We start from the raw sequence: 17,870 nt of genomic DNA, 5'->3' as shown, positions 1-17,870 counted from the left end.
CTCGCCATGTCCGACGTCACAGTCGCCCCTACCAACCCAGTCCGGGTGAGCCCCAACGCGGTGCTCGCCATCGTCGCGGTGGCCCAGTTCATGGTGGTGCTCGACGCGAGTGTCGTGAACGTCGCGCTGCCGAGCATCCAGCGCGACGTCGGCTTCTCCGAGCAGAGCCTGTCGTGGGTGCTCAACGCGTACACGCTGATCTTCGGCGGGTTCCTGCTGCTCGGCGGGCGCGCGGCCGATCGACTCGGTCGTCGTCGCCTGTTCATCGCCGGCATCTCGTTGTTCGCGGGCGCATCGCTCGTCTGCGGGGTGTCGCAGTCGGAGGCGACGCTGCTGATCGCCCGCGGCGCGCAGGGACTCGGCGGCGCGCTGGTCTCGCCGGCGGCGCTGTCGATCATCCTCACGACGTTCGCGGAGGGGCCCGAGCGCAACCGGGCGCTTGCCGTCTGGGGCGCGATCGCCGGCGCCGGCGGCGCGGTCGGCCTCCTGCTCGGGGGCGCGATCGTCGAGCTGCTCAGCTGGCGCTGGGTCTTCTTCGTCAACCTGCCGATGGGCGCCGCGGTCCTCGTGCTGGCGCGGCGGTCGCTCGCCGAGAGCCGTGCCGAGGGCGTCCGCGACGGCTACGACCTCGGGGGCGCGACGGCCATCACGCTGGGCACGATGGCGCTCGTCTTCACGCTGATCAAGTCCAACGACTGGGGCTGGGGGTCAGCGCGGACGCTCGTAGGCCTCGCGGTGTCCGCCGTGCTGCTGGTCGGCTTCGTGTGGATCGAGCGCCGCCACGAGAACCCCCTGGTCCCGCTGCGCATCTTCTCCAACCGCAGCCTCGCGGCCGCCGACGCGACGATGCTGCTCGTCGCCGCCGCGCTGTTCTGCGTGTTCTTCTTCTGCACGCTGTACCTGCAGCAGGTGCTCGGCTACAACGCGCTCAAGACCGGCGTCGCCTACCTGCCGCTCAGCCTCACGCTGATCGCCAGCTCCGCGCTCGCCTCGCAGGTGGTCGACCGCCTCACGCCCAAGCCGGTGCTCGTCCTCGGGCTGCTGATCGCGACCGTCGGGTTCGCGCTGTTCACCCGCCTGCAGCCCGACGGCGACTACGCCGGTCGCGTCCTGCCCGCGATGATCGTCATGGCCATCGGGCTCGGCATGGCCTTCGTGCCGATCACGATCGCCGCGACGACCGGCGTCGCGGCCGAGGACTCGGGTCTCGCCTCGGGTCTGCTCAATACGACCCAGCAGGTCGGCGGGTCGCTGGGCCTCGCCGTCCTATCGGCCATCTCGACGTCACGGATCACGAACGCGCTCGACGGCGGATCGACGCCGGCCGCGGCGCTGACGCACGGCTTCACCGGAGCGTTCGTCGTTGCCGCGATCCTGTGCGCCGCCGCCGCGGTGCTGGCCTTGGTCCTGCTCCCGGGCCGCCGCCGCGAGCCGCAGGACGCCCACATCGCGACCATCGCGATGTCGGTCGCGCGCTGCCCGGGCGCGCCCTACTGCGGCTACCTGACGCGCCTCGCCACATGGGGCCACCGCGTACGCGACACGGTCGCCCGTCCGCGTCCGTAGCTGCGCGCGCCCACCCAGACCAACCAAAGGGAGATCCTCCGTGAGCACCGAGCAGCGAGAGACCCTCGACGCGATCCTGCGCCAGTCCGCCTTCCCCGCCGGCAGCGACGTCAACGAGCAACGCCGACTGCTCCGAGAGCTGCTGTCGGCGCAGCCGCTGCCCGCCGACGTGACCGTGACCGCAGCCACACTGGGCGGCGTCCCGACCGCCGAGATCACCGTCGACGGCATCGAACCCCGCAACGTCGTCCTCTACTTCCACGGCGGCGTGTACGTGCTGGGAGACGCGTTCCTCGCCGCCGAGCTGGCCTCGCAGGTCGGCCGGCGGACGCAGGCCAAGGCCATCTCCGTCGACTACCGGCTCGCCCCCGAGCACCCCTACCCGGCAGCGGTCGACGACGCCCTTGCAGCGTATGAAGCGCTCCTGAACAACGGCATCGCCCCTTCGGACATCGTCCTGGCGGGAGAGTCCGCCGGCGGCGGACTCGCCATCGCCACCCTGGTCAACGCCCGCGAGCACGGGCTGCCCCTGCCGGCCGCCGCCTTGGTCATGTCACCGTACGCCGACCTCACCCTGGCCGGGACGACCATGGACACCAAGAGCAAGCTCGACCCGCTCCTCAGCCGCGAAGCCCTCCAAGCCCGAATCCCCGACTACACCTCGGGACAAGACGCCGCCCTCGCCCTCATCAGCCCCATCTTCGCCGACCTCTCCGGCCTCCCGCCCATGATCATCCAGGCCGGAACGCACGAGGTGCTCCTCGACGACGCCATCCGCCTCGCGCAGCAAGCCATCACCGCCGACGTCGAGGTCACGCTCGACATCACCCCCGGGGTCCCCCACGTCTTCCAGGCCTATCACCCGATCCTCGACGAAGCGACGGCGGCGCTGGACAGAGCCGGACGGTTGCTGTCGGCGCAGCTCGACCGCGTCGGAGTCAGGTCAAGCGCCGGCTGAGAGACCTGCCGGCCGGTCAGACAGGTTGGCGTGCCAGGCGCGGAATCAGCCGTGACGCGGTGTCGCCGAGAATGGCGTTGCGCTCCTCTTCGGCGAGTTCGGTCGTGCGTCTCAGCGTCCGCAGGCCGCCGATGGAGATGTCGTCGTGCGGATACGGGTAGTCGGTCCCGAACACGACGTTGTGGAGGCCGGTCACCGAGCGCAGGAGGTGGAGCACCGGGTCGCTGAACGCCGAGGCGGTGTCCCAGTACAGGCGACGGGCCGTGTCGGCGAACGACCCACGCTCCTCCGCGCCGGGGATCACGTTCATGGCGTCGACGATCGCGAAGCGCGACGCGAGGAACGGGACCGTCCCGCCGCCGTGCGAGAACACGTACTTGACGTCCGGCGTCCGCGAGATCGTGTTGCTGTAGTGCAGCTTGGCGATCGCGCGCGAGGAGTCGACCGGGTAGTCGAGCAGCGCATCGGGCAGGCCGAGGGAATGGGCCATCGGGTCCGGCGACGCGGTCGGATGGACGAACACCACCGCGCCTCGCCGCTGCAAGCTGCGCAAGGTCAACCAGTTCGGTCCAGGGTCAACGTGACGTGGACGCGGCCGCGGCACTCCTGCACGAAGGACACGTAGCCGCCGACGAAGTCGACCTCTGCGTCGGCTGGGTCGACCTGCGCGAAGATGATCGGGTAGCCGGCGGCGCGCAGCGCCGACAGATAGGCGTCGTGGCCCTCGCGTAGCGTGTCGGAGCTCAAGCCCTCGTAGCGGGCGCCGCGCTCGACTTTGGTGAACGTGATGGCTGCCGGCGTCGGGACGTCGCTGGGCGGCGCCACCCGGGTGGTCGGCGCCGGGCCGCAGGCGCGCGCGAGGGCGACCGGCACCTCCTGCTCGCCGCTGTGGCGGAACAGGTCGCCGAGGCTTGCGTGGAAGGCCACAGCGGCCACCGCGACGGCGATCGCGAGGCCCGCGAGCGACGTGCGGGCGACGCGCGGCCCGACCTCGCGCTGGAGCGCGCGGGCGAGCAGCAGCGCGGCCGCCACGCCGGCCGTGCAGGCGCCCAGGACGAACGGCGCCTGCGGGCTCACGTACGTCCACAACGCGCCGCCGGCGAGGCTGGCGACGAGCGCCGCGGCGGCCGTCGAGGAAAAGAACACGCCGTACGCGGTGCCGACCGAGCCGGTCTCGACGTGGTCGGCGACCCACGCGCGGCCGACGCCTTCGGTCGCGGCCACGTAGATGCCGTAGATGGCCAGCAGCGGCCACACCGCCCACGGCGCGGGCGCGACGGCGAAGCCGACGTAGACGAGCGCGAAGACGATCACGCCGGCGGTCAGCACGCGCTCGCGCGGGATCCGGTCGCTGAGCGCGCCGAGCGGCCACGAGAGGCCCGCGTAGACGACGTTGTAGAGCGCGAAGGCGAGCACGACGGCGACGGTCGAGAGCCCGAGGTCGTGCGCGCGCAACAGCAGGAAGGCGTCGGTCGAGTTGCCGAGCGAGAAGATCACCCACACCTGCAGCACGGACCAGAACGAGCTCGGCAGCGAGCGCAGCGACGGCTTGCCCGGGCGCGCCTTGGCGGCCGAGCGCGGCGCCTCGCGGATGAGCCGGAACAGGATCAGCGTCGCCGCGCCCGGCAGCACCGCGATCCACAGCACCGTGCGCAGCGACGCGCCGAGCAGCAGGGCGACGACGGCGATCAGCGGGCCGACGATCGCGCCCACCGTGTCCATCGAGCGGTGGTAGCCGAACGCCGACCCGACCAGCTCCTTCGGCGTGCTGTCGCGGATCAGCGCGTCGCGCGGCGTGCCGCGCGTGCCCTTGCCGATGCGATCGACGACCTTCGCGCCGAGCACCCAGCCCCACGCCGGCGCGGCGGCGATCGCCAGCCGCGAGAACGTCGAGACGCCGTAGCCGGCCACGATCCACGGCCGCCGCCGCTGCTCGGCGGAGCGGTCCGACAACCAACCGGACAGCAGTTTGAAACCGAGTGCCATCGCCTCGGCGATGCCCTCGATCAGGCCGATCAGGACCGCCGGTGCACCGAGCGTGAGCGCCAGGAACAGCGGCACGATCGGGTACATCATCTCGCTTGCCGAGTCGTTGGCGAGCGAGACCCAGCTCAGCAGCCGGACGTTCTCAGGCAGCTTCCGGCGCGCCTCGACGATACGGTGCCGGCGCGACTTCTTCGCTTCCTCGACGACGCTCATGCCGCGCTCCACGCATGCAATGGGTCACCAAGATCTGCCGGGCGCTGCATCCCGGCAACGACCAGGCCGTGCCGGCAGTCGTGGCGCCCGTGATGGAGGCCCTGCACGCCTACTCCCAGTCGATCAGCACGCGCTCGAGCAGCCCGACCACGACATAGAAGGCGACGGCGACCAGCACCAGCGTGAGGGCCGCGGCGAACACGAGGGGTGCGTCGTACTGGTTGCGCCCCAGCTCCATCATGTAGCCGAGGCCCGCGCTCGCCGAGACGAACTCCGCCACGATCGCGCCGGTCATGGACAGCGACAGCCCCATGCGGACGCCGGCGAGCATCGTGCGGGTGGCGAGCGGCAGCTCGATGTAGCGCAGGCTGTTCCAGCGGCCGGCGCCCTCGGTGGCGGCGGCGTCGATCAGCGTGTGGTCGACGTTCTGCAACCCGACCGAGAACGTGACCCATCATCGGGAAGAAGCAGATCACCGCGCAGATCAGCGTCTTCGAGAACAGCCCGAGCCCGAACCACACCGTCAGCAGTGGCGCCAATGCGAGGATCGGCATCGCCTGCGTGCCGGCGATGTAGGGCGCCAGGATGCTCGCGAACAGCGGCGAGCGCGACAGCGGGTAGGAGAACAGCAGCGCGACCACGAACGCGAACGCCCAGCCGAACAGCGCGACGTGGACCGTGGCCCAGACGTGGTGCCAGAGGATGCCGCGGCGCGACAGCGCCCACCACTCCGTCCAGACGGCGTGCGGCGTCGGCAGCGAGTAGGACGCCACGACGTGCTTGGCCGCCATCGTCTCCCACCCCAGCAGCGCGAACAGGATCGCCAGGCCGCTCGCGCCGAGCGAGCGCCAGTTCCCGGACGCACCGCGGCGCCGCGGGCGATTGCGCGATCGCGGCGCCGCCAGCACTCCCTCGCCGACGAGCGGCTTCGGGAGTGCCTGTTCACGAACCGCAGCCACGGCTACCTGATGTCCGCCCGGCGCCGCCCACCGGCAGTCCGTTCGGCGCGGCAAGCGAGCCGCAAAGTCTTGTCATCCATAGTCAGTACGAAGACGAAATCTCGGAAATGGGGTCCCGGCCGGCCGGCAAGTACGGCGCCGGCCAAACCTGGGGCGGGGTGCGGCCGCTGCCGCACCCCGCCGGTTGCCCTATGGCGTGGTGGTGGACAGCGTGAACGTCAGCGTCTTGCTGTAGCTGCCTGTCCGCAGGGCGTCGTTCGCGGCGATGCTCTGCTTGAACGCGACCGCGACCGGGTCGTTGCTGATCGGCGCAGCCCAGGTCTCCAGCGTCAGCGGCGAGCCGCTGATCGCGCCGCCGGCCGCGGCGGTGCCGCCGGGCGAGGAGGCGTGCGCCTGCAGTGCCTGCGGCAGCGAGAACGCGCCGTTGACCAGATGGCCGGGCGCGGTGGCGCTCGGGTCGACCACGCTGAGCGTGGCGTCGCCGGCCGTGGAGATCACGTTGGCGGTCATCGTCGCGCCGTAGTCCATCGCGAGGCCCGGTGTGAACGAGCCGAACGCCGGCGGCGTGCCGAGCGTGAGCGCGAGCGTCGCCGGGACGGTGCCGCCGGCCGTGCCGGTGGTGGTCGTGGTCTCGGTGAACGAGGAGCACGCGATCGGCGGGATCCCCTTGGCCTGGAGCATCTGGTTGAAGTTCCAGACGTCGGTGGCGACGATCCCGGCGAGCCGGCTCATCTGCGTCTGCAGCTGCGCGGCGAGTCCGTCGTAGACCTGGTAGGTCTGATCGGTCGGCCGCGCATCGACGCTCTCGATGATCCCGCGCAGGGCGGAGATCTTGTCGTCGAGCTTGATCGGGAAGTTGAGCGGGTCCTCACTCGCCTGCAACTTCGTCTGGTAGAGCTCGTTCTCGACGCTTGACAGCGAGGTGTCAAGCGCCGCGCCGGACGAGCTGATCGAGCCGTCGTTGGCCTGGGCCACGGCGGCGTTGACCTGGGCGGTGCAGGCGCGGATGTTGATCACGCCCTGGTTGGCGTCGCTGGTGCGGTCGCGCACCTTCAGGGCGAGCTCGAACTCGGCCCGGATGTCCGCGTCGCTGACGTTCGTCAGCCGCGAGTCCTTGAGGATGTCGAAGGACTGCGACAGAGCCTGCCCGTCGGTCGTCAGCCGGACGGTGTAGCTGCCCAGAGGCGCTCTTGGGCCCGTGTTGCTGCCCGCCCAGTAGATCAGGCCGGGGAAGCTCACGGCGCTGGCGTAGCGCAGGTTCCAGGTCGTCGTGCGCGTACCGGCCGTGGTCGGCAGCGTCACGCTGTTGATCACCGTGCCGCTCGCGTCGAGGAAGTCCGCGCGGGCCGAGGTGACAGCCTGCTTGAGCGTGTAGCTGACCGACACGCTGCTGCTCACAGCATGCACGACGTTGTTGGGATCCTTGAGGACCGCCAGGGAGTTCTCCTGGTCGGCCGCGGGCGTCGTGGGCGGGATCACCACCGGCGGCGCCGTGACCGAGGGGATCGGCGTGACCGGCGGCACCGTCTGATGGAAGTCGGCGATGTCCGCCGGCGTGGTCGTGGGAGTGAGCCTGCGCAGCAGCGCGGCGGCGTCGTCGAGCACGTAGAAGCCGCGGCCGTGCGTGGCGATCACGAGGTCGTCGTTCTTGACCTTCAGGTCATATACGCGCGTGTCCGGCAGGTTGGTCTTCAGCGACTGCCAGCTGTCGCCGTCGTTGAAGGACACGTAGACGCCGTGCTCGGTGGTCGCGTACAGCAGGCCGGGCTTCACCGGGTCCTCGCGGATCGTCCACAGGAAGTTGCCCGCCGGTATGCCGGTGACGATCTTCGTCCACGTCTTGCCGCCGTCATGGGTGCGGTACGCATACGGGCTCGTGTCGTCGTCGGTCGCGTAGCGCTGCCCGGCGACGTAGGCCGTCTGCGTGTCCTGGTGGCCGGCGTCGATCATGCTCACGCGCGTGAACTTGCCGAGATCCGGGGGCGTGACGTCCTTCCACGTCGTCCCACCGTCGGTCGTCACGTGCACCAGCCCATCGTCCGAGCCCGTCCAGATCACCTTCGGATCGACCGTCGAGGGCGCGATCGAGAAGATCGTCGCGTAGTACTCGATGCTGGTCTGGTCCTTGGTGATCGGACCGCCGGAGTCGCCCGTCGTTGACGGGTCGTTCAACGTCAGGTCCGGGCTGATCCGCTGCCAGCTCTGACCGTTGTTGGTCGACTTCATCAGATACTGCGAGCCGGTGAAGACCGCTTTCGGCTCGGCTGGATTGGTCACCAGCGGGAACGTCCACTGTGCCCGCTGCTTGAGTGCGCTGGCCGGATAGCCCATCGGGTTGTCCGGCCACGGGTCGATCCGGCGGGTGCCGATCTGGCTCTTCCCCGAGCGATCCAGGCGCGTGAGAAGCCAGTCGTAGTTGCCGGCATAGAACACGTTCGAGTCCGCCGGATCCACGGCCACCGGGCCGCTCTCGCCGCCGCCGATCCCGAACGAGCCGGTGCCGCCGGTGCTCGAGACGCAGACCGAGTTGCGGTCCTGCTGCTCGCCGCACACCAGATACGGGCTGTCGTTGGTGGTGACCACTTGGTAGATCTGCGCCGTCGAGTAGTCCTCGGCCGTGAAGTTGGTCCCGCCGTTGGTCGACACCGCCGCGCCGCCGTCGTTGCCCTCGATCAGCCGCTGGTCGTTGTCCGGCGCGATCCACAGATCGTGGTTGTCGCTGTGCGGCGTGCCGACGGTGCGGAACGTCGCCCCCGCGTCGTCGGAGCGCATGAACGACACGTTCCCGATATACACGCGATCCGCGTTGGTGGTGTCCGCGATGACGGCGTTGAAGTAGAAGCCGCGCTGGCGGATCGCCGCCGCGTTGGTCGCGAGCTTCCACGTCGCGCCCGCGTCGTCGGAGCGGTACAGGCCGCCGTCATGCGCCTCGACCAGCGCGTACACGCGATTCGGGTTCGCCGGCGAGACGCTCACGCCGATCTTGCCCAGCGGCCCGGCCGGCAGCCCGGCGTTCTTGGTGATGTTCGTCCACGTCGTGCCGCCGTCGGTGGACTTGTACAGCCCGCTCTCGTCGCCGCCGCTGGAGAACGTCCAGAAGCGCCGGTAGGTCTGCCACATCGACGCGTACAGCACGTTCGGGTTTGTCGGGTCCATCGACAGATCGCCGGCGCCCGTCTGGGCGCTCACATAGAGCACCTTCTGCCAGTTCGCGCCGCCGTCGGTCGAGCGGAACACGCCGCGCTCGGTGTTATTGCCGAACTCATGCCCGAGCGCCGCGACGAACACGCGGTTGCAGTCGTTCGGGTCCAGCCGGATCTTGGCGATCATCTCCGTGTCCGCGAGGCCCAGGTGGGACCACGTCGCACCGCCGTCGGTCGTCTTGTAGACGCCGTCGCCGGAGATGATGTCGCCGCGCGAGGCCGTCTCGCCCGTCCCGATGTAGACCACGTCCGGATTGGATGGGCACACCGCGATCGCCCCGACCGACGAGCTCGTGATCTGCCCGTCGGTCACCGGCGCCCAATCGGTCCCGCCGTTCGTGGACTTCCACAGCCCGCCGCCGGTCGCGCCGAAGTAGTACTCGTTCGGCCGCGCCACACTGCCCGCTACCGCCAGCGACCGGCCGCCCGTGTAAGGCCCGATGTTCCGCCACTGCAACGACCCGTACAACGACGGATCGACATCCCCGGCCACCGCCGCGGCCGCCTTCGCCGCCGCAGCCTGCGGTGCCGGCACCGCAGCATGCGGTGCCGGCAGCGCAGCATGCGGTGCCGGCAGCGCAACAGCGACTGCGGCACCGGCGCCGAGCAACGGAACCAAGCCGGCCAACAGCAGAACGCGTCGCCACGATGGTGATCTGCCCATGCGAACTCCCCCCTCAGACGTTCCGCGAGCACGCCGCGACGCATTGCGGTCACGCTCGCGCTTCAACCTCTCCCACGGCAGCGCCCGACCCCTTCGGCCGACGAGATTCTCGCGTGGCGCCTACAGACCCCAGGGTTCCACCAAGCTCGAAAACGTGACACGCAAGATTCTCAAGTTCCTCTCGTGGCTCGGATTCAAGGCGCATCGAGGCCGCGAGCCCCGTCACGCCTCGCCTGCGGAGAGGTCGCCGTTCCCGCGCTAGGGTTTCGCCGAGCCGCACGCGACCCTCATCTCCGTACGGCAAGCTGCGATCCGCTCAGGGTCCGAACCGAGGGAGGTTGAGGTGGTTTCACGTACGATCGTGTTGATCGCGCCTGCGCTCGCGCTGGTCGTCGCGGGCTGCGGGGACCACCAGCAGCCGGCACGATCGCACACCAGCACGTCGACCGCGGCCGCCATCGCGAGCGGCGGAGTCCAGGCCCTCCCGTGCTCGCAGGTCGGCGACATCGAGGGGCAACCCAAGACCGAGCCACCCGCCGATCTCTCGCTACCCGACGGCGCGCATGTCTACGAATCCGACGGACCATTCGAAAACACCATGAGCTACTTCGCGGTCAGCGACGGCGGGCCGCAGGATCTGTCCCAGCGGCGCGACGACGCCTCCGCCATCCTGGTCCAGAACAGCTATACGCTGCTCGCCCAAGACCAGGAGGCCGCAGAGGCTGAGGCCCAACTGGACAACGGCAAGCACACGGTCCATATCCGGGTGATCACCCTCTGCCAGGGCAAACTGCAGATCCGCTACACGGTCTCGTAAGGCTCGGTCGAGGAATGGTCCTGAGAGTCGTGGTGTGCCCGGTTCAGCAGTCGGCAGACCGGCGGAGGCCGCCGATCGATGAGCCGAGATGCCGAATTCGCATGGGGCTCTGCGTCATGCCGCGGAGGCGATGCGCGCGGATCGAGATCGTGATCGGTCATCAACGGCGCCTCGTGATGCGCAAGCCGGGACGCCACGACACCACGACCAAGCCTCGACGCCGCTCGCCACGAAGGTCCGACGCCGGCTGGCCCGCATGACCGCCACGATCTCCTCGACCACGGGGCGGATCCGCCGGATGGCGCCGTCCGTTGCTGCGCGGCGCGATCGGCGCTATAGCCCGCAACGTCGCCGGCGAGGGGCTCTGGCGGTCGAGATCGACGGAACACCCTGACGGAAGGAATGGGAATCCTGCGTCGAGCTGCTGGCGCAGGGGTCCGCGGCGGCGGTCGACGATGGCGCCGAGGCGTCGATCGAACCGGAACTCGCGGTGTTGCTGGCCGATGAGGTCGATCACCGTCAGATATGGCTTGTTCTCGGCTCGGCGCAAGCCGCGCCCGAGTTGCTGGGTGAACACCGTCGCGCCGTCGGTCGGTCGCAGCAGGAGCACGGTGTCCACGCTCGGCACATCGACGCCTTCGCCGAGCACATCGACGGAAAACACCACGCGCAACTCCCCACGCTCCAACGCGCGAAGCGTCGCGACGCGATCGGCCTCAGGCGTTCGCCCGGACAGGGCGCGCGACGGCAGGCCGGAGTCGGTGAACGCGCGCGCCATGAACTCGGCGTGGTCGACCGATACGCAGAACCCGAGTCCACGCATCTCGGTCGGATCGATCACGACTGTTGCACGCGGGGACGTCGACCAGGTGTTCGTGGAGGGCCGCCTAGAAGGCCGGCACCTCGGCCGCATGACGTGTGACGACGAACCCATGCAGCTCGTAGACCGTGAGCTCCGGCTGCCGGGCATCCGAGGGGGCGGTCTCCTCGATGATCGGCATCAGCCGCTCCTCGACGAAGCGGTCGTAATGCTCCCGGGTCTCCCAGACCTCGAAGATTCGAAATCCGCGTCCGGTGAAGCCCGCAGTGTGAAGCAGGAAGCCCTCGATCGGTCCACTCTGCATGACGCGCTCGTGGATGGCGTTGTAGTTGGTAGTCGAGCGGTCGGTCTCCTCCTCAACCCAGTCCTGCACGACGGCGACGGGCATGCCTCCTCCTTTGTCGACGATGTCGGAGCGAGTCTCTCAGCAGTAGCCGGTGCGCGCCAGTAGCGACATCGCCGGTGGGCGCTTCCTCACCGGACTTGAACTCGCTGTTCCCGATAAACCGTCCCGCTCCGGCTCGCGGCCGGAGGTGAGCTGACGTCGCGGTCGTGGTGTGGAGTGCGGAGCCCTGAGCTACAGGCGTATGTGCGTGATCGGTTGTCGGCGCCCCTCTCCCGCCCTTCGTCCCCCGATCTGCGTCCTACGTGAAGGGGTGCTGGAGCGCGGAGTCCGCCCGCGCGGGCGGAGCCTTTCTCTCGTGGGAGGGGCCCTTGGGGTGATGTCAGACGCGATGGTGGTGGACGCTCTTCGTCCGGGAGCGAAAAGGGCGACCCATATGGGGTCGCCCTCGTCAGCGGAGCACAGGTGTCCCGGGCACGGCTAGGCCGACGGCACCGGCGGCCTCGAGGTCGTGATCGCGCTGCCGAGGGTTCCGGCATGAGGGTCCTGATCGTCGAGGACGCGGACCCGCTCGCCGACGTCCTCGCCGGAGGACTGCGGGATCAGGCGATCGCCACCGACGTCGCCCGCGACGGGCTCGAGGCCGCGGCCAAGCTCGCCCTCACCAGGTACGACGTCGTCGTCCTCGACCGCGACCTGCCGGGCATCCACGGCGACGACCTGTGCCGGATGATCGCCGAGCGCGACACGCGGGTCATGGTGCTGATGCCCACCGCCGCCGACGCGCCTGGCGACCGCGTCAGCGGGCTCATGCTCGGCGCCGACGACTACCTCGCCAAGCCGTTTCACTTCCCAGAGCTCGTGCTGCGCGTCCGCGCCCTCGCCCGCCGCCGGCCCGCCGCGCAGGCTCCGACGCTGCGCGCGGCAGGGATCGAGCTCGACACGCTGAGGCACACGGTTACGCGCGACGGGAAGCCGCTCGACCTCTCGGTCAAGGAGTTCGAGCTGCTCGAGGCGCTGCTGCGCGCCAGCCCGGCGTACCTCAGCGCCGAGGACCTGCTCGAACGCGTCTGGGATGAGCACGCCGACCCGTTCAGCAACGCCGTCGCCGTGACCATCGGCCGGCTGCGGCGCAAGCTCGGCGAGCCGCCGGTCATCACCACCACGCCGCGCGTGGGGTACCGCATCGCCGACTCCTTCTAATACAACTCGTGGCCGCCGTCAGCGTGCCGCGAGCCGGATCGGCGCTCACCTACCGGCGGTCACGGCGTCCAGCTCGCCCAGCGACTCCCGGATGAGTGCCGACAGGTCGTGTTGGTTGGTCTCGTCGATCCAGCGTTCGAACGCGACCCTGAAGACGGCGATCCCCGCCTCGGCGGCGAGGCTGGCGGCAGGCTCGGTCACTCCACGCCGGCGCAGCACGTCGGCGATCGCGGCGGCAAGCGAAGCGAGTTTGATCAGCTCGCGTTCCTGGAGCTCCGGATTGGCGACGATGATCGCCTGGCGCTGCCGCGCGAACTCGCGGTCCTCGAGGACCGCGGCGGCAGCCTCGAGGGCGGCGGCGACGGCGTGGATCGGAGCCGCGGACTGGGGCGCGTCCGCGACCGCGCTCGCCATCAGCTCCTGCAGGCGCCGCGAGCCGGCGAACAGGACCTCGCGCTTGTCGGCGTAGTGGCGAAAGAACGTCCGCTCCGTGAGCCCGGCTCGCGCGGCGATCTCCACCACCGTGGTCTGGTCGAACCCGCGCTCTCGGTAGAGCGCCATGGCCGCCTCCGCAAGGCGACCGCGCGCGTCTGGCTCCCAGCGGCCCATACCCGTCACATCATATTGCGATGACAGCGACCGACATCGCGTGCTACGGTGATGACAGCAACTGACATCGACCCATTTGGAGGCTCAACATGCGCGTATTCGTCACCGGCGCGTCCGGCTGGATCGGCTCCGCCGTCACTCGCGAGCTCATCGGCGCAGGCCATGAGGTCGTCGGGCTGGCTCGCTCCGACGCCTCGGCCGACGCCCTCACCGCCGCGGGCGCCGAGGTCCAACGCGGCACCCTCGACGACCTCGACGTCCTGCGCAGCGCAGCGGCCGCGTCGGACGGCGTCATCCACCTCGCCTTCAAGCACGAGAGCGCCTTCTCGGGCGACTTCCAGGGCGCCGCCGACGTGGATCGCCGCGCCGTCGAGACCTTCGGCGACGCGCTCGCGGGCTCCGACCGGCCGCTCTTGATCGCCTCCGGAACGCTCGGGGTCGCGCCGGGGCGCCTGGCGACCGAGCGCGACGGACATGGGCCGGCGTCGACCGTGGCCGCCATGAGCCCCGGCCCGCGGACCCGGTGGGGCACCGCCGAGCTGACGCTCTCGCTCGCCGGCCGGGGCGTCCGCTCATCGGTCGTCCGGCTCCCGCCGACCAATCACGGCGACGGCGACAACGGCTTCATGACGACGATCGTCGGCATCGCTCGCGACAAGGGCGTCTCCGGCTACATCGGCGACGGAACCAACCGCTGGCCCGCCGTGCACCGGCTCGACTCCGCCCGCCTGTTCCGCCTCGCGCTCGAGAACGCACCCGCCGGAACGACGCTGCACGCCGTCGCCGATGAGGGCGTGCCGCTGCGCGACATCGCCGAAGTGATCGGCAGCCACCTCGATCTCCCCGTGGCCTCGATCGCTCCCGAGGACGCCGCCGAGCACTTCACCTGGCTCGCCGGCTTCCTCGGCATCGACGCCCCGGCCTCCAGCGCCCTGACCCGCGAGCAGCTGGAGTGGCAGCCCACGCAGCCCGGCCTGATCGAGGACCTCGAGCAGGGCCACTACTTCCACGCTCTCGTCAGCTGACGCGATCGCGCTCGAGCCCGGCGACGCGGAACGGGAGCCCGCGACGGGTGAATGTGCGGCGCAGGCCGTGGTGTTCCAGGACGGCGAGCATCGCTGCCGGGGGATGCGCGAAGGAGCGGAACTCCTGGCGCATCACCCGGAAGGCGAGGTTCTGCGCGGCGGCGATCGAGCGCCACAGTAGGTTGCCCGGCGGGTGGCTGAAGACAAGCAGCCGGTCCGCGTGATCGGCCGCCGCGCCGAGCAGCCGCTCGTAGTCCGGGTAGCAGCAGACGACCCGGTTGAGGACGACGACGTCGGCGCCCTCCACGCCGTCCGGATCGACGGCGATGTCGTGCAGGCGCCGGTCGACGCGGTCCGCGACGCCGGCTTCGCGCGCGAGTTCGGCGGCCTGCTCGTCGTAGGCGGGCGAGAGCTCGAGGTTGATGGTGCGCGCCGCGCCGCGCTTGAGCAGCTCGAGCTGGATCTCGCCGACGCCGCCGCCGATCTCGAGCACCGTGGCTCCCTGCACCCCGCGCGCCTCGAGGAACTCGACGATCCGCCGCGACGGCTTGTCGAGACCGCGCTTGCGATAGCGCTGCGTGACACGGCGCGCGAAGCGGGCGCTGAAGAACCATTCGCAGCCACGGGAGTTGCAGCAACCGGTCATTGGCGCTTCGCGGGGCTTGCGCCGCCTTCGCCGCGATCCGCCCGAGCCGCCGTGCTTCATCGCGCGTCAGCCGACCGGGGCGCCCGCGGGACTTGGCGACAAGCCGCCGGACCTCGTCGCGCTCGGACTCGGTGCGAACGGTCCAGCCGGCCTGCAGCCAGAGGCGTGGGGGTAGAACAGGTTCTCGATTCGGGGCCGACGCGCAAACGCCGCGGGAGCGTCCCACTGTCCCGGTGCGGTGGAAGGCGTCCCGCGCCGTACGCCGCCATGGCAGCCGGAAAGTCCGGACCATGGGCCACGAACCGGTTCGACCCTCGGCGGATCGTCAGCCGTCGCGGCTCACGGACGCCTTCCACATGGAGGGTGATCTCGGCGACATCGGCCCCTGCGCGAATCCACTCGTCTGCGTTGAGGTGAAGCCTGCCCCGTGCAGCGTCACCCATGAGACCGAGTGCGATGGAGCGCAGGACGGTGGTCTTCCCAGATCCGTTCTCACCGAGCAGCATGTTCCACCCGCCCACGCCCGCAGGGAACTCGAGGGCAAGTTCCTCGACCGCACGCACGTTACGCAGTGAGAGTCCGACGAGTTTCACCGGCTGAACCTCGGGACTGACGGCCGGGGTCACGATCCGGGTCGGTCGCGACGCCGCAAGCCCGAGCTCCGGCCCGAGCTGCCGCGCGATCCCTTCGCGCTCCAGGAGTCGCCGGACCGCCGGCCGCACAGCGCCGGCGTAAGGCCGGATCACGTCGACGAGCGGCGCGAGCTGCGTCAGTGGCTCCCTAGACGCCAGTGCTGTGCGGGCGGACGCGAGCGCCTCCGCGATCGCGGCCGCGCGGGCAGCGATCAGGGCGTCGCGGTTGAGCCGGAAGACATCGATGGTCAACGAACCTCGCTCGGAGCGCGGCATGACGAAGCCGTCGTCATCGAAGGCAAGGTGCTTCTCGGGCTTGTCAAAGCACGGGTCGAGCACCGCGACCGCTCCACGCGGCGTAGCTCGGCCACCGACGCGTCGATCCGCCCACGCCGGCCCGCCACCGGGAACGCCGGGCCAGCCGACCTGTTGCACTCCGCGCACACCAGGTAGAGGTTCTGCCACTCGTACGCGAGCCACCAGTAGTGCATTCGGCTGACTTCACCTTTGAGGTCAGAAGCCTCCTGTGACGGCCGGAACCGATGCACGTCGAGATGGATTTCTCCGCCGGCTGGCGACTCGCAGAACGCGCACTTGCTGTTGAAGGTCCGCTCGAGCTCCGGTCCTGCCTCGCGATGCACAGGCGGAAACTCGAAGCGCGCCTGGCGACTGCGAGAGTCCTCCTGGCTGAAATGCTCGCGTGCAGCCTCAAGGGCCGCTTGTGCGCGGTCCGAGCGCAGGACGGCGTTGGCGGGTGAAGCTGTTCGTTTGACGCGGATCAACGCGCGAGTAATCTACAGATGCATCCGATCTCTGCTGCGGTCGCCTGATGTAGCGCTACACCGGACCGGCATCACCGTCACGCCGGGTGCCGGGGCGCGGGTAACTCGGCGCCATGTACTCGTACTAGCTACTTCCCCCGGAAATAGTCGCGGGCGCTGATGCGGTTCCGTCCGATGCTGCAGGGATTATTTACCTGCAAATCGGGCGATTGCGGAGGTTGAGTGTGCTGCGCTTGTCGGGCGGACAGGTGGAGTCGTTGTTTGATCTCGGGCTGCCGGTGCACGTGGCCGAGCTGCCCGCGGATCTCGCGGTCCTGGATGAGTTGCTGGCCGCGCCGGGGCTGCTGGCGCCGATCGAGGCGTCGTGGGCCGCGGAGGCCGTGGGGTTCGGGCGCCCGACGGTGGCGATGGACAGGTTCGTGCGGTTGATGATCGTCAAGGCGCGGTCGGGCTGGGGCTATGAGACGCTGGTCAAGGAGGTCTCCGACTCGCTGCATCTGCGGCGGTTCTGTCGCATCGGGCTGTGGGACCGAGTGCCGGACGAGTCAACGATCCGCAAGCTCGTGCGCCGCCTCGGCGCGGACGTGATCGAGGACATCTGCTCGCAGGTGATCGCCGAGGCGACGAGCCCTCGGGCGGGCGCTCGGCGCTTCGTCGTGCGGGCCGGCCGGATCGATTCCACCGTCGTGGAGTCAGACATCCGCTATCCGACCGACCTCGGGCTCGCGCAGGATGCCGCGCGGGCGCTCGCGCGCGAGGCCGTCAAAGCGCGAGGGCTGGCCGGCGCCGGGGCGCCGCGGGTCAAGGATCGCTCGCGCGCGATCGCGAGCCGGCTGCGCCGGGTCAACCGCTCGGTCGCGGCCCGCACCGGACACAGCAGGCCGCTGGCATTGCGGCTGACCGGCGAAGCGGGCGAACTGCTGGCCGCCTCGATCCGCGAAGCGCGCCGGCTCGTCGCTCGTTTGCGCGAACGCGCCCGCGGTCGCGGCGCTGCCGCCAAACAGGCGGCGGCCGCCCGGCTCGAGCGGTTCTGCGTGCTGGCCGAGAAGGTCTGCACGCAGATCAAGCTGCGGCTCGCGGGCAAGCCAATCACCGACCGGCTGGTCTCGATCAGCGACCCCGACGCCCGACCGATCCGCAAGGGCAAGCTCAACAAGCCGACCGAGTTCGGCTACGTCATGCAGCTCACCGAGCTGTGCGAGAACACGCGCCGCGGCGCCCGCGGCCTGATCCTGCCGGCCAGCACCGGGCTCGGATCGCTCAACGAGTCCCAGCTGCTGCCGGCCACCGGCCAGCGACTCGGCGAGCTCAACCTGCGGCCACGTGAGATCGCACTCGACGGCGGCTTCACAGCCGGCCCCGTCCGCCAGCACCTGCCCGAACCCGACCGGCTCTTCATCAGCGGCCACCACGCCCCACACGCCCGCAAGACCAACCGGCGGCT

The 17,870-nt window shown here is 70.1% G+C and carries 14 protein-coding genes and 1 pseudogene; 6 read left to right on the top strand and 9 right to left on the bottom strand.

The window, feature by feature from the left end; translation table 11 throughout:
* Positions 1-6 precede the first annotated feature (6 nt).
* On the top strand, positions 7-1,566 hold the full coding sequence (locus H958_RS33830; RefSeq protein WP_081685455.1) for an MFS transporter: 1,560 nt from the start codon (positions 7-9) through the stop codon (positions 1,564-1,566).
* Positions 1,567-1,606: 40 nt separating this feature from the next.
* Positions 1,607-2,524, top strand: a complete 918-nt coding sequence (locus tag H958_RS0100070; RefSeq protein ID WP_028057158.1) for an alpha/beta hydrolase — start codon at positions 1,607-1,609, stop codon at positions 2,522-2,524.
* Positions 2,525-2,540: 16 nt separating this feature from the next.
* Here the strand turns inward: H958_RS0100070 and H958_RS47205 are convergent, their stop codons facing one another.
* The 4 genes and pseudogenes from H958_RS47205 to H958_RS33815 form a co-directional block, all read right to left on the bottom strand.
* Positions 2,541-3,128, bottom strand: a complete 588-nt coding sequence (locus H958_RS47205) for an amidohydrolase family protein (RefSeq protein ID WP_196807130.1) — start codon at positions 3,126-3,128, stop codon at positions 2,541-2,543.
* Complete coding sequence (locus H958_RS33825) at positions 3,080-4,723, bottom strand: MFS transporter (protein WP_156027548.1); 1,644 nt, start codon at positions 4,721-4,723, stop codon at positions 3,080-3,082. The genes H958_RS47205 and H958_RS33825 overlap by 49 nt, the downstream gene beginning before the upstream one ends.
* Before the next feature lie 109 nt (positions 4,724-4,832).
* Positions 4,833-5,162, bottom strand: a pseudogene (locus H958_RS42460) (ABC transporter permease); the annotation flags it as partial.
* Between the two features lie 709 nt (positions 5,163-5,871).
* Positions 5,872-9,282, bottom strand: coding sequence for a WD40/YVTN/BNR-like repeat-containing protein (locus H958_RS33815; protein ID WP_051323621.1), 3,411 nt, complete (start codon positions 9,280-9,282; stop codon positions 5,872-5,874).
* Positions 9,283-9,892: 610 nt separating this feature from the next.
* On the opposite strand from H958_RS33815, the gene H958_RS0100045 reads away from it, so the two are divergent.
* Positions 9,893-10,366, top strand: a complete 474-nt coding sequence (locus tag H958_RS0100045) for a hypothetical protein (RefSeq protein WP_156027545.1) — start codon at positions 9,893-9,895, stop codon at positions 10,364-10,366.
* A gap of 160 nt (positions 10,367-10,526) precedes the next feature.
* Here H958_RS0100045 and H958_RS0100040 read toward each other — a convergent pair whose 3' ends face one another.
* Complete coding sequence (locus H958_RS0100040) at positions 10,527-11,207, bottom strand: helicase-related protein (RefSeq protein ID WP_028057155.1); 681 nt, start codon at positions 11,205-11,207, stop codon at positions 10,527-10,529.
* A gap of 46 nt (positions 11,208-11,253) precedes the next feature.
* A complete protein-coding gene (locus H958_RS33810) occupies positions 11,254-11,574 on the bottom strand; it encodes a hypothetical protein (protein WP_037408754.1) in 321 nt (106 codons plus the stop codon).
* A gap of 492 nt (positions 11,575-12,066) precedes the next feature.
* Here H958_RS33810 and H958_RS0100030 point away from each other — a divergent pair, with 492 nt between their 5' ends.
* Complete coding sequence (locus H958_RS0100030; RefSeq protein WP_196807129.1) at positions 12,067-12,732, top strand: response regulator transcription factor; 666 nt, start codon at positions 12,067-12,069, stop codon at positions 12,730-12,732.
* A 45-nt stretch (positions 12,733-12,777) separates the two neighbouring features.
* Here the strand turns inward: H958_RS0100030 and H958_RS0100025 are convergent, their stop codons facing one another.
* Positions 12,778-13,341 carry a TetR family transcriptional regulator gene (locus tag H958_RS0100025; protein ID WP_028057153.1) on the bottom strand — a complete coding sequence of 188 codons (564 nt, stop codon included), beginning with the start codon at positions 13,339-13,341 and terminating at the stop codon, positions 12,778-12,780.
* Between the two features lie 89 nt (positions 13,342-13,430).
* On the opposite strand from H958_RS0100025, the gene H958_RS0100020 reads away from it, so the two are divergent.
* The gene (locus H958_RS0100020) at positions 13,431-14,366 is read left to right on the top strand and encodes an SDR family oxidoreductase (protein WP_028057152.1); all 936 of its coding nucleotides are present in this window, start codon (positions 13,431-13,433) and stop codon (positions 14,364-14,366) included.
* Here the strand turns inward: H958_RS0100020 and H958_RS0100015 are convergent.
* Both H958_RS0100015 and H958_RS0100010 read right to left on the bottom strand, forming a co-directional pair.
* On the bottom strand, positions 14,359-15,012 hold the full coding sequence (locus tag H958_RS0100015) for a class I SAM-dependent methyltransferase (protein ID WP_028057151.1): 654 nt from the start codon (positions 15,010-15,012) through the stop codon (positions 14,359-14,361). The two genes, H958_RS0100020 and H958_RS0100015, sit on opposite strands and share 8 nt — an antisense overlap.
* Before the next feature lie 56 nt (positions 15,013-15,068).
* A complete protein-coding gene (locus H958_RS0100010; protein WP_231379137.1) occupies positions 15,069-16,079 on the bottom strand; it encodes an AAA family ATPase in 1,011 nt (336 codons plus the stop codon).
* A 571-nt stretch (positions 16,080-16,650) separates the two neighbouring features.
* On the opposite strand from H958_RS0100010, the gene H958_RS0100005 reads away from it, so the two are divergent.
* Positions 16,651-17,870 (top strand): transposase (locus H958_RS0100005; RefSeq protein ID WP_081685452.1); only part of this gene is annotated, 1,220 nt, incomplete at its 3' end.

The organism is Candidatus Solirubrobacter pratensis (assembly GCF_000425945.1).
Lineage (GTDB): Bacteria > Actinomycetota > Thermoleophilia > Solirubrobacterales > Solirubrobacteraceae > Solirubrobacter > Solirubrobacter pratensis.
The sequence above is the reverse complement of the archived record's forward strand: the minus strand, read 5'-3'. Positions and strand labels throughout refer to the sequence as shown.